Source organism: Acinetobacter sp. ABJ_C1_1 (assembly GCF_044684115.1).
GTDB lineage: Bacteria > Pseudomonadota > Gammaproteobacteria > Pseudomonadales > Moraxellaceae > Acinetobacter > Acinetobacter nosocomialis_A.
This window is the reverse complement of record NZ_JBITPU010000001.1, coordinates 559,536-571,658: the sequence shown is the minus strand read 5'-3', so window position 1 is coordinate 571,658 and position 12,123 is coordinate 559,536. Positions and strand designations below refer to the sequence as shown.

The window sequence follows — 12,123 nt, the reverse complement described above, 5'->3', positions numbered from 1 at the left end:
GAAAGTATAAGAGGAAAAAAGAAAAAGGAGGAGTAGAGTCACAGGGATTAAGAGAAACAGTACATAACAATATAAAAATGCTGTAGTTATTTATTGAGAGGTTAAGAATGGACACAATGCAAGCGAAATCTACGCTTCCCTCCAAGCTGGTCTGGAGCCTAGTGGCAATTATAGGTGCAATTTCTTTTGGGATGCTGGCACTCAGTCGTGGTGAACATGTTAACGCGGTTTGGCTTGTACTGGCTGCAGCATGTGTATATAGCATCGCATATCGATTTTATAGTCTATTTATTGCAACTAAAGTATTTGAATTAAACCCAAGACGTTTAACCCCAGCACATCGTTTAGCCGATGGTCTGGATTATGTACCCACCAATAAATATGTGCTTTTCGGTCACCACTTTGCTGCCATTGCAGGAGCAGGGCCGTTAGTTGGACCAATTTTGGCTGCACAAATGGGCTTTTTACCAGGAACCATCTGGTTATTGGTCGGTGTAGTTCTGGCGGGTGCAGTACAAGACTTTTTAGTTTTATTTATCTCAACACGCCGTGATGGTCGTTCACTTGGTGAAATGGCAAAGCAGGAGCTTGGTTCTTTTGCTGGTATTGTCGTAATGCTCGGTGCGCTTGGTGTAATGATTATTATCCTTGCAGTACTGGCGTTGGTGGTTGTTAAAGCACTTGCACATAGTCCATGGGGTGTCTTTAGTATTGCAGCAACCATTCCAATTGCCTTGTTCATGGGCGTTTATATGCGCTTTATCCGTCCGGGACGTATTGCAGAAGTTTCAATTATTGGCTTTGTTTTAATGATGCTGGCAATTGTCTATGGTGGACATGTTGCAGCAGACCCGTACTGGGGTGAATTCTTCACTTTAACGGGTACACAACTGACTTGGTGTCTCATCATTTATGGTTTTATCGCATCGGTATTACCTGTTTGGTTGTTATTAGCACCACGTGATTATTTATCTACTTTCCTTAAAATCGGGGTAATTCTTGGTTTGGCGGTGGGTATTATCATTGCATTACCTGAATTGAAAATGCCTGCTGTAACTCACTTCATTGATGGTACAGGTCCAGTTTTCTCAGGTAGTTTATTCCCATTCCTATTTATTACCATTGCCTGTGGTGCCATTTCTGGTTTCCATGCACTTGTATCTAGTGGTACGACACCAAAACTCGTCGATAACGAAGCTGATATTCGTGTGATTGGCTACGGCGGTATGCTTATGGAGTCTTTTGTCGGGATCATGGCAATGATCTGTGCGACAGTTTTAGACCCGGGTGTGTATTTTGCGATTAATGCGCCAGCGGCAGTACTCGGTACAACTGTAGAAACTGCGGCAGAAGCTGTACGTAATTTAGGCTTTGTGGTTACCCCAGAAATGTTAACCGTATTGGCTCAAGAAGTAGGTGAAAGCTCGATTCTTTCACGTACAGGGGGTGCGCCTACCTTTGCGATTGGTATGGCTCATATCATTTCTGAAATTTTTAATAGCCGCCAAATGATGGCATTTTGGTATCACTTTGCCATTTTGTTTGAAGCATTATTTATTTTAACTGCTGTCGATGCGGGTACTCGTGCTTGTCGTTTTATGGTGCAAGATACTGTAGGTATTGTTATTCCTGCGGTTAAAGCATCAGGTTCTTTCTTTGGTAATTTGGTTGGTACAGCCGTTGCAGTTGGTGGATGGGGCTTCTTCGTCTATCAAGGTGTGATTGACCCACTTGGCGGTGTTAACTCATTATGGCCTTTATTTGGTGTTGGTAACCAAATGCTGGCTTCAATGGCACTCATTTTAGGTACAGTCATTCTGTTTAAAATGAAAAAAGAAAAATATGTATGGGTGACGATTATCCCAACTATTTTCTTGTTCGTGACCTGTATGACTGCGGGTTGGCAAAAGATTTTCCATGAAAACCCAAAAATTGGTTTCTTGGCGCAAGCGCATAAGTTCTCTGATGCGATTGCTCGCGGTGAAATTATTAAACCAGCCAAAACTATTGCTGAGATGCAAAACATTGTGATGTCGAATCAGATTAATGCTGCGCTTTGTGGCTTCTTTATGATTGTTTCGATTGTCATGATTATTGCCTCAATTGGTATTGTTCGCCGTGCTTTAGCGAGTCGTACTCCGACTGTAAATGAAGAACCTGCGGTATATGCCGATCCTAAAGTGGTTACCACTCGAGGAGAATAAAGATGAACTTTAAATTTGCAAAAAATGGAACTGTCATTATTGCGAAAATCATCAAAATGACAGTGCTCTCTCAAAAAGAGCTATTACTTTCTCCAAAGAACTGGTCGCGTATAGCAACCTTGTGGCAACGTTTACAGCAAAGCTTCCGACTTATGGTTGGGGTGCCGGACTATCAAACATATTTGGAACATATGAAAGCCCATCATCCAGATTTAATACCTATGGATGCGAAGACTTTCTATCGTCATTGTGTTGATGTGCGTTATCCATCGGCAGGTGGTACTTTGAAGAAATGCCCTTGTTAAGTTGAGCTTGATATTTGGCTAACCAAAGACGGTATGTGGTTGAACCATGTACCGTTTTACTTTTTGGGAAATGAAAAAGAGTTTGCTCAAAGTCTGCTCATTTGTATTTTTTTCAATGGTAAATGTCTTGTTTTGCTTTTGAAAAATGAATATGATGCTTTCCATTCTAGGTGTATAGCTCAGTTGGTTAGAGCGCTACGTTGACATCGTAGAGGTCTCCAGTTCGAGTCTGGATATACCTACCAAGATTTATAAAGGGTTTACATCGTTTTAATAACATGTAAGCCCTTTTTTTATGCCTGTTTGTCGCATTCTATATTTGGCGGAGTTGGAAACTAGGGGTTTTAGGACAATAAAATGAATATTGATACTTTAAAGAAGCAAATAGAATTCGAGTATAAAAATGTTACTCTGGGAGATGCTTATACCTTACCTGAGGAAGACTATGCCGATACAAGTTATTGGTACTTCGATAAAAGGCGCACCGATTTAAACTTAACTGAGGAAGAATGGGTAAAGCAGGAACTTTTCCTTCTTGAGACTGGTAATTGGTTTAGAGAGGACTTTAACGAGGCTGTAAATGCAATTAAAGAAAAGAGAAAAATGAATAATAGGTACAGTAATCCTTTTGAAATACCTGTTTCATATTTAAACAACTACCATACGGGTTTTAGTTTTTTAAAACCTCAAGGATTTCTGTTTTATACCCCAGCTATTATGAGTTCTGTTTTAAAAGACACAGAAGTTCTATCTTCACCTAGTTTTTTATCTTGGTTTTATCGTTTAAGAAGGTCAAATACTTTTGAAGAAATTTCTACGTTATTAAATTGTTTTACCAAAGCACAAATAGAAGTGCTAAAAGACTTTCTGTTATTTATTTCCACTCTATCTCTAGAGATGAAAGAAGGAGTAGATGAGTGTTTAAATAATATAAGTTTATTAGGATTCTGAGTGTAACGATAAAGGGTTTTCATCGCTTTAATAACATATAAGCCCTTTTTTAATGCCTGTTTTTTGTATGAAACCGATTAGAATTAAAATCAATAGCGAAGATTGAAGCGGGTAGTGGGTGAGAGATGGCGACCTGCCCCCATTGAGATTAAGTTGTAAAAATGATCACGACAAGAAGCAGGTCATTAAGCTATTTCTAAAAACGGCTTTGGCAAGTTAACCCATCTAAGCATTTAAGCAAATAGAGCTAACTCATGAGCTGAATATAGCATTCAAGCTTTATTTGTACATATATTATTTGGGGCTTAATTTGAAAGATTTGATTTTTTTATGAACAATCAGTTTTGAATATGCAAGCTCATATATTTAATGGCCAAACAAGTGTTTTTATAGATATAGCAGATATAGAAAAAAGCCCTAAATAACTAGGGCTTTTTATTAATTATTTTCGGCAATCATCAGCACCGAGTTCATCTTTGGTATATCCCTCATTTAGTTTTTTTAACCATGTTGACTGCTTGGCATCCACCCAAGCATAAACTTTCTGATAATCAACTTGAGACTGAGGGGATAAGTCTTTTTTATAATGCTGAAGAAACTTAGTTGTCCAACAAAGTTTATTTAGTTGAGCTAAGGAAAGGCTTTCTTCAATTACAAAGTTATTTCCAATTTCTTTTTCAAGCTCGCTTAAAACACCTGCTTTCTTTAAAGTGGTATACAGCAAAGCATTTGTAACTTTATTCTTTTCGGATGCTATAGCATTTTTATAGACGGGTTGATCCATAATCAGCATATTTACTGCACCACATGTCGCATTTACTAAAGCTTCACGGTCATTATTTACTTGTGTATTAGCACAACCATTCATGAAAAGCATAAACAGAGGGGGACAGATAAATTTAATATAAGTTCTGTTTGCTGACATTATTTGGATCTCTGTTTTTTCATTGAAAGGATACTTTTTAACTGCATACTTGAACGAAATTTTTAGCTGTTTGATCTTTACTATCTCTTAGCTTAATGATCTTTTTCCGTTCTTCGTATAAACGATGAACATCATTTAAAGTTTCATTTTTAATATCTTTTTTATAATCTACATTGATTTTTTTAACGTAATTCTCCATGTACACAGTCATCCAGCACACTGTGTTTAGGTCTGCATAATCAAAACTATTCTTATCTAAACCAACTACCCAATTAGAGTATTCTTCATTTAAAAGACTTCTTGCTGTTTCCAACTTTACATAGGTGTTATTAAATAGTGTTTCTTTTAAGGCAGGCTCATTGGAAAAGTTCTTATTAGCTTCAATAAAAACTCTATAATTATCCGTCGCATATTTTTTCAAATCAACTTTAACATATTGATCAATATCATCTTTGTCCGATGATGCTTTGCTGTAAGCAGTAACTCCAAATACAGAAATGAGAACAATAATACTGATTAATTTTCTATGCATGATTTATATTTTGAAACCAAAGTTAATATAAAAGAGAGCTTAGTAAGGGGCATTTTGATTTGAGTAAAATTATTTTAAAAGCCCTAAAGAATTAGGGCTTTTTTATTACTCACTTTCGACAATCATCTTCACCGAGTTCGTCTTTACTATATGATTGATTAAGTTTCTTTAACCACGACTGTTCCTTCTCACCAATCCAAGTAAAAATATCGCTGTAGATAGTCTGATCCTTAGATGGTAGTTCATTTTTAGATTGTCTAATAAATTTAGCCATCCAGCATAAATCATTTAATTTACGCGTATTCAAACTTTCTTCAATAACGAAATCCTTTCCAATTTCCGTTTCAAAAGTTCGCAAAATATCTGCTTTTTCTAAAGTGGAGTAGATCATTGCTTTCTTTACTTCACTTGTTTCAGAAGCTAAAGCCTTTTGATAAACATGATGATCTGTGATCACCATATTCACTGCTCCACGTGTCGCATTTACTAAAGCTTCACGGTCATTATTTACTTGTGTATTAGCACAGCCAGTAATCGCAAGTAATAGTAAAGGTACAATAAATTTTTTAGAAAAGTTGCTGATTGCCAACACTGTGAGGATCTCCATTGTATTCTCTATTTTCTTTCATAATCTGGATCATTTTAGGGTTGTAATCCTGATTGAATACTTTTTTAAACATTTCTCTATTGATGAAAAGTGGACCATTATTTCTTCGTAATTTTGTCAAATCGGCACTTGCTGATCCAGCATTTAATTTTGAAAGTGTATCTTTTAAGTCTCCAATTTTTGAGTAAATTTCCTTGCCTTGGTCGAATTTGCTTAAATTACGAAGTTCAAGAAGTTCATCTACGGCAAATGTACTTAAGAAGCGAACTTTAAATGCTGTTTGCTGAAATTCACCAACAATTCGCGCACCTTCTTTCATTGCATGTTTGAGTACATAATTATGAAACTTTATATACATTCCTGTATGAAAAGCAGGATCAGACATATTACTTGAAGGAAGTTTATTTACATCCCATTCCATACCAAAACGTACAGCCATTAATAGTTCAATATCATTTTTGACTTCTGACCATTGATTTATGTTCATCATAAAATTGTATGGTCTTGCCATGTAATAGTTTCTAATTTTTATATGTTCATTACAAAGTGGTTCAGTAATTTCACAAACTTTTTGTTCGGTTGGATAAGCATCCCAAGCGGGCGAGGTGTCAGGTATATTACGACTATAAGGGTTTCTTAAATTTTTATCTGACATTATTAATTCCACTCAGCCATAGGTTCGGATAAATCAAAAGTTGTTAAATCAATTTCTTTGGCTTCAGTACCGGTTTTAATTAATTTTGTATAACCACTTTTATCAGTAAATCCTTCGATTTCAGTTCCATCAGAACTCTTTAATTTAAAATATTGTTGCGCGAGTGGTTTGCCTGTCTCTTGATCTTTAAGTTGGAACTTAAGTCCGTGTTCGTCAGTTTGAGGTGCAAAGCTATCTTGTGCTTGATTTGTATGGGAACTTTGTGCAGAACCACCCCCATTATCCTGAACAACTAAACTTTGTTGTGGAAGTAACTTACAACCACAGGATAGAGAGTCACCAACACGCGCCGCCATTTTGCCAAAAATATTCATGCACGGATCACCCGATACAATCGTGGCTACTAATTTATGTGTAGGGCAGGTGGCTTTATCACCTGTGCAAGCTACAGCTTTTCCATCAATGAGAAATAATGAGTTTCCACTAATTACTTTGCCGCCGCCCGTAGTCGGGCAACCTATGGTGATATAGGGTGTCGCCAAATTATTATTCCTTGTTATTTTCATGAATTGGGCGAATGATAACAAAGAAAAATATACAGATCTGTCTATTTTCTAGAGAAAAGTCTGTGATCTCTAAAATATCTCACCTTTATAAACCCCTCTTAAACAATCACTTATCTATTATTTATCCTTACTTTTTAATGATCTAATTTAAAACAAATGTCATTTTGTGTGCTTGACTGCTAAAGGGCAGAGCACTATCCTTTGCCTGCTGGCCACATTGCCAGCCGGCTTTGACAGGCTGAATAATAACTCCCGCATCAGAGCTTTTCCTTCTGAGGAATAGTTTTGTGTGTGGTGGACCACTCGTTCCCTCCCGTAGCGGTAGGACGGGAGAGGGACACCTTCGGGTGTGCTAGTTTGAGTTATTACTAGTCTGTCAACCTTCTTCCGTTCTGCCACCATAATTCTATAAATGTCTGGCAGAACTCCCAATAAAAAGGAGTTGGCTTTGCACATCCATTATTTCTTGGCAACCTTTGCCAAAAGCTATAACGACACCACTTAAAAATTTAAAGCAGCTTGATGACCTTTAGGGTTTTCAGGCTTTCAGTCATTACGGCTCAAAAAACTTGCATCAACAATAAAACTTGAGATGTGCCAAGCACAGTCTTTATGGCTTTGCTGTGTCTTTTTTTCTCCCAGAAAGGGCACAGGCTTTTTTATCTCATTTATATACAACAAAAATTTATTTTATAACGGTAAAACTATGCCAAATTTAATTCTTCCAACACGTGCTTTTGAAGTTGTAAAAAAAGGGATTAATCTGTTCCATCACGGTGGGTTTCACATGGTCGGCGTCGACAAAATTGTGAGAGAAACCGAAGTGAACAAAATGACGTTTTATAATTATTTTCATTCTAAAGAACGCTTCATTGAAATTTGTCTAATCGTGCAAAAAGAACGCCTTCAAGACCAAGTGATTGCAATGGTCGAGTACGACGATGACACCAGTACACTCGATAAACTCAAGAAACTTTATGTATTACATACCGACTTAGAGGGGCCGTATTACTTATTATTTAGAGCCATTTTTGAAACTAAAAATACTTATTCAAAGGCCTATAAAACCGCGGTGAGATACAGAACATGGCTCACCAATGAAATTTATAGCCAGCTTAGACAACTCAAAACAGATGTTTCCTTTACCGATGCCAGAATCTTTTTATATATAATTGAGAGCGCCATTATTCAGCTTTTAAGCTCGGATGGGGTAGATGAAAGTGAGACGGTACTTGAGTATTTTTTGCGAAGGTTGGTTTAACGTTTATAAAAATATTTGGTATCTCATCGACCACCTAATTTATTCAATACTTATTGATGAGAAATGAACTTAGACTGAAAAAATGTTAGCTCTATTTAAAATCTGATAGTCACAAAAAATGATAACTATCAGATTTAAACGAGAGTAGTTCTATAACCAATTAAAAAATAATGACTGATGACTATCTATAGAATGAACAGCAACAGATACTTTCCGTTGTGGTTATAGCTTTACTAAACAATAGTAAGAACTTCGGTTACAGGCTTACGTATTTTTTGCGCCCAATTATTGGTTGTAGGATAACCCACAGCAACAATCATGACAGGCAATTCATTCGCAGTAAGGTCAAAATCTTGAGAAACTTGTTTTGCATCAAATCCACCCATTGCACAAGTTCCTAAACCCATTTCTTGTGCTGCGAGTATTAAAGTCATTGCAGCTAAAGATGCAGAGCGAATGGCCTCATCGCGTTGTAATATAGCGTTATCTTGATAAGCATGAGTCGCTTGTCTTACCCAGCTATCAATCACTTTATGTCCCATAATATTATTTTCTAGGGATGGCTGAAGTGCGTTATGCAGTTGATGATGTGCATCAAAAGTGCCGCAGATTATAAAGTTTACGGAAGCGTCAGTAATTTTATCTTGTCCGAAAGCCGCCACTTTTAATAATTGTTTTGATTCTTCAGAGCGTACAGCTATGAAACGCCAATTTTGTAAATTATAAGCCGACGGAGCTTTAGTTGCTAATTCGACTAATAACTTGATGGTAGCTTCATCTAATGAGCGATTTGGCTGAAAGTTATTAATTGATGTGCGAGTTTCGATAGCGTGTTGTATAGAGATATTCATATAAGCCTCAGAAAAGAGAAAATAATTTTAAAGTTAATCATTAATTACGACGTGCTGTGGTCCATTGCACTACAAACACACTAATGAGCACGATGACTAATCCTAAAAGGGCAGTTCCTGAAATTGACTGTGATAACAAAGCCCAACCCAGTACAACCGCAGTAAGGGGACTAAGTAACCCAAGGGATGCAACAGCTACACTTGGCAGACGGCTTATGCCTCTAAACCAAAGTACATAAGCCACTAAAGCACCCGCCAAGCTCAGATAAGCGTAAGAAATATATTGGACAGGTTTTAAAGTAGGGAGAGGTGCATCTACCATCCAAGCTATAGGTAGAAGAATTAAGCCCCCAATCACAAGCTGCCAACCCGTAAGAGCGAGTAATGGCATATCCAACTTCCAGCGGGAGGTTAGCCACACGCCACATGCCATACAAATAGCACCTAATAAGGCTGCTAAGATTCCAATCGGTTCAAATACGGTATTAGGCGATAACAGCAAGATTGCCATTCCAAACATACCTATTACGGCTGCCCATAATGTAGATCTGAGCGGTGACCGACCATCTACTACCCAAGCGATTACCATTACAAGTAAAGGCTGAATTGCACCAAGTACAGCTGCCAATCCACCGGGTAAACGATAGGCTGCTATAAACAAAAAGGCTTGGAAAAATCCTATATTGAGTGCCCCAAGTATGATGAGGCGCCACCAATCATTTTTTGCAGGCATGCGGCGCGTCAACAAAAGTAAGAGTAAGCCTGCTGGTAATACTCGTATAAGTGCTGAGGTAAATGGACGGTCGGATGGTAAAAGTTCCGATGTCACAATATATGTGGAACCCCAAATGAGAGGAGCTAATGCGGTGAGTAAAATATCTAACCCGCGTGATGTTGGTAATGTATTTGACATATTGTTGTAATTTATCTTCAATTCAAGATATTATTATGTTGTCACACTAATTAACTTGAAGTCAAGATAAATGAAAAATCAGAACGATAGTCTTGGAAAAGATGAAGTTGATAAAATTTTAGAACAATGGGCGAAAGAACGACCGGATCTTGATGCCAGTCCTATGGGGCCTATTGGTCGCATTAAACGCTGTGCGACTTTGTTAGAACGGCTTTTAGAATCTACGTTCTCAACCTTTGACCTGAGTCTTTGGGAATTTGATATGTTAGCTACCCTTCGACGTTCGGGATCTCCATATAGGCTAAGTCCAACTGAATTGTTTTCAGCATTAATGATTACTTCTGGGACAATGACGCATCGTTTAAAAAAACTTGAGCAGAGGAATCTTATTGAGCGTATAGATAACGAAGAAGATGCTCGTAGTATGCTTGTACAACTTACCAGTCATGGATTGGAGCTCATCAATAAGGCAGTAGAAGCACATGTAGAGAATGAACGTCATATACTTTCAGTACTGTCGAGTAATGAAATAGACAATATCAATGCTTCTCTATCAGTACTGCTCCAATCTTTAGAGAAGTCTTCAAAAAAGGTTAAGTAAGCATATTAAGTATGCAAATTTCTGCTAAGTCCTAATTAAAAATTGATATTTTATAATTAGGACTTGGTGATATATACGAATTACGCTATAACCAAGCTAAGGTCTAGCCTTTAATGCCTTAATGATAATTTTCGAAGTACTGCTTTAAAGAATTTAAAAAAAGTTCAACCTTCTTTGGAACTCTTAATCCATAAGGTGTGGTTGCATAAAAATAAAGGTCAGAGTTTAAAAGGGTTTTTGAATAATTAATAATAATTCCCTCATCTTCATATTTTTTTGCTAAAAAATCAGGTGCAAATAAAATACCTTGATTTCTCTTACAAAGTTCTAAAAGAATTTCTATATTATTACATGTCAATTTTGGTATTGAGTTAATAATATTATTTTTTAAGTCATCTTTAGAATATAGTAAAATACTATGTTCTCTAAGCTCCTCTATATTTTTCGGTTTTCCATATTTATTTAAATACGCGTCTGTTGCATAAAAGCTTCTTTTATACGTGTTTAAAATGAAAGTATTTTGCTCTTCAATATTTTCATCAACTTTTAAAATCACATCAAATTTATGGGGATTGATATGAGTTGAGTGGTCTGAAAACATAAGATCAATTTCAATATGAGGATATTTGATTAGAAAATTAGAAATGACATCTGAAAAGCACGTTTGGATAAAGGCATGTGGAGCACTAATTTTGAGTAAGCCTTCAGGGTATTTCTGGTCGTATACAAAGTCATGAGCTGCTAAATCTAACTCTTTCACAATCACTTTGCATCGCTCATAGAACTTTTCTCCAGAGCGAGTTAAGTCCATCTTTCGGGTGTTGCGTATAAATAATGGTGTATTAAATAGACTTTCTAAATAAAAAATTCTTTTTGAAACTTGATCTCTTGTAATGCCTAGATTTCTAGAAGCATGACTAAAATTTCCATTCTCTACCACACTTATAAAAGTATTAATACAGTCTATTTTATCCATCAAATTTTAAAGGCTAAATGATCTTGCCGCTAAATTATATGAGGAATATCTGTATATCAATCATTGTATCTTTTTAGAATACAGTTTGTATTTAAATAAATATCTAGTAGTTTACACGGATTTTTGATTTTATATACCGTGAGTTATTTGGGTTTTTAAAGGTTAATAAAATATTTAAAACTATTTAAATTGTCTTATTTATATAAAGATAATTTTATAAATTAGATCATGAATATTGCATATTTTATAAACTTTTATTAATACATGAAACTTATATTTTTTAAATATTAAAACTATGAGATTTCAAAAAGGTAAATAGATGAATGACTTGATTAATAATAACCCAGTATGGGTAAAAAAAATCTTATCAATTCATGGATTGCTTCCGCTACTTCGAGTTGCACTTGTTTCAGCCTATTTAGTCGGGGGAATTAATAAATTCATCGGATTTCATGCGGCTATTGAAGAGCAGGCGAGTTTTGGTTTACAGCCTGCTTGGCTCTGGGCAGCTACAGCGATTTTTATTGAAATTGTTGGTTCACTGCTGGTTATTTTTAATCGTTTTGTCTGGTTAGGAGCAGGGGCTTTAGGCTGTCTAACCGCAGTCGCGATGCTCGTTGCAAACGACTTTTGGAATCATACAGGCCCAGCATTTTTTAGTACGTTTAATAGTTTCTTCGAACATCTTGGGCTCATCGCTGCGTTGGTGATGGTCACCATTCTTTCTAATCAATCTTCAAAATCACAATAAGTTTAAGCATCTCATTTAAACAGGA

The 12,123-nt window shown here is 36.4% G+C and carries 14 protein-coding genes and 1 tRNA gene; 7 read left to right on the top strand and 8 right to left on the bottom strand.

The window, feature by feature from the left end; genetic code table 11:
* Window positions 1-107: 107 nt before the first annotated feature.
* The 4 genes from ACG59Z_RS02800 to ACG59Z_RS02785 all read left to right on the top strand — a co-directional run bounded on the left by ACG59Z_RS02800 (window position 108) and on the right by ACG59Z_RS02785 (window position 3,460).
* The gene (locus ACG59Z_RS02800) at window positions 108-2,204 is read left to right on the top strand and encodes a carbon starvation CstA family protein (RefSeq protein WP_400197887.1); all 2,097 of its coding nucleotides are present in this window, start codon (window positions 108-110) and stop codon (window positions 2,202-2,204) included.
* A gap of 2 nt (window positions 2,205-2,206) precedes the next feature.
* Complete coding sequence (locus ACG59Z_RS02795; protein ID WP_151740500.1) at window positions 2,207-2,509, top strand: YbdD/YjiX family protein; 303 nt, start codon at window positions 2,207-2,209, stop codon at window positions 2,507-2,509.
* A 168-nt stretch (window positions 2,510-2,677) separates the two neighbouring features.
* Window positions 2,678-2,754, top strand: a tRNA-Val gene (locus tag ACG59Z_RS02790).
* A gap of 112 nt (window positions 2,755-2,866) precedes the next feature.
* Complete coding sequence (locus tag ACG59Z_RS02785) at window positions 2,867-3,460, top strand: DUF6714 family protein (RefSeq protein WP_400197886.1); 594 nt, start codon at window positions 2,867-2,869, stop codon at window positions 3,458-3,460.
* A gap of 442 nt (window positions 3,461-3,902) precedes the next feature.
* Here the strand turns inward: ACG59Z_RS02785 and ACG59Z_RS02780 are convergent, their stop codons facing one another.
* From ACG59Z_RS02780 to ACG59Z_RS02760, 5 genes are all read right to left on the bottom strand, one after another.
* The gene (locus tag ACG59Z_RS02780; RefSeq protein ID WP_400197885.1) at window positions 3,903-4,385 is read right to left on the bottom strand and encodes a hypothetical protein; all 483 of its coding nucleotides are present in this window, start codon (window positions 4,383-4,385) and stop codon (window positions 3,903-3,905) included.
* Window positions 4,386-4,422: 37 nt separating this feature from the next.
* Entirely contained in the window at window positions 4,423-4,917 is a 495-nt protein-coding gene (locus ACG59Z_RS02775) for a hypothetical protein (RefSeq protein WP_400197883.1), read from the bottom strand.
* A 109-nt stretch (window positions 4,918-5,026) separates the two neighbouring features.
* Window positions 5,027-5,524, bottom strand: coding sequence for a hypothetical protein (locus ACG59Z_RS02770; protein ID WP_079377792.1), 498 nt, complete (start codon window positions 5,522-5,524; stop codon window positions 5,027-5,029).
* Window positions 5,484-6,179: a hypothetical protein gene (locus tag ACG59Z_RS02765; protein WP_031952999.1), complete on the bottom strand. Its 696-nt coding sequence runs from the start codon at window positions 6,177-6,179 to the stop codon at window positions 5,484-5,486. The genes ACG59Z_RS02770 and ACG59Z_RS02765 overlap by 41 nt, the downstream gene beginning before the upstream one ends.
* 2 nt (window positions 6,180-6,181) lie before the next feature.
* Window positions 6,182-6,721, bottom strand: a complete 540-nt coding sequence (locus tag ACG59Z_RS02760; protein WP_400197881.1) for a PAAR domain-containing protein — start codon at window positions 6,719-6,721, stop codon at window positions 6,182-6,184.
* A gap of 730 nt (window positions 6,722-7,451) precedes the next feature.
* On the opposite strand from ACG59Z_RS02760, the gene ACG59Z_RS02755 reads away from it, so the two are divergent.
* On the top strand, window positions 7,452-8,006 hold the full coding sequence (locus tag ACG59Z_RS02755; protein ID WP_400197879.1) for a TetR/AcrR family transcriptional regulator: 555 nt from the start codon (window positions 7,452-7,454) through the stop codon (window positions 8,004-8,006).
* Between the two features lie 233 nt (window positions 8,007-8,239).
* On the opposite strand, the gene ACG59Z_RS02750 is transcribed toward ACG59Z_RS02755, so the two are convergent.
* Both ACG59Z_RS02750 and ACG59Z_RS02745 read right to left on the bottom strand, forming a co-directional pair.
* Window positions 8,240-8,857 (bottom strand): nitroreductase family protein, encoded by a 618-nt coding sequence (locus ACG59Z_RS02750; protein WP_400197877.1) that lies wholly within the window; start codon window positions 8,855-8,857, stop codon window positions 8,240-8,242.
* Window positions 8,858-8,897: 40 nt separating this feature from the next.
* Complete coding sequence (locus tag ACG59Z_RS02745; RefSeq protein ID WP_396478387.1) at window positions 8,898-9,770, bottom strand: EamA family transporter; 873 nt, start codon at window positions 9,768-9,770, stop codon at window positions 8,898-8,900.
* A gap of 70 nt (window positions 9,771-9,840) precedes the next feature.
* On the opposite strand from ACG59Z_RS02745, the gene ACG59Z_RS02740 reads away from it, so the two are divergent.
* Entirely contained in the window at window positions 9,841-10,371 is a 531-nt protein-coding gene (locus ACG59Z_RS02740; RefSeq protein WP_396478389.1) for a MarR family winged helix-turn-helix transcriptional regulator, read from the top strand.
* 118 nt (window positions 10,372-10,489) lie between these two features.
* Here ACG59Z_RS02740 and ACG59Z_RS02735 read toward each other — a convergent pair whose 3' ends face one another.
* Complete coding sequence (locus ACG59Z_RS02735) at window positions 10,490-11,347, bottom strand: LysR family transcriptional regulator (RefSeq protein WP_400197875.1); 858 nt, start codon at window positions 11,345-11,347, stop codon at window positions 10,490-10,492.
* Between the two features lie 319 nt (window positions 11,348-11,666).
* On the opposite strand from ACG59Z_RS02735, the gene ACG59Z_RS02730 reads away from it, so the two are divergent.
* Complete coding sequence (locus tag ACG59Z_RS02730; protein ID WP_343569197.1) at window positions 11,667-12,098, top strand: DoxX family protein; 432 nt, start codon at window positions 11,667-11,669, stop codon at window positions 12,096-12,098.
* Window positions 12,099-12,123 lie beyond the last annotated feature (25 nt).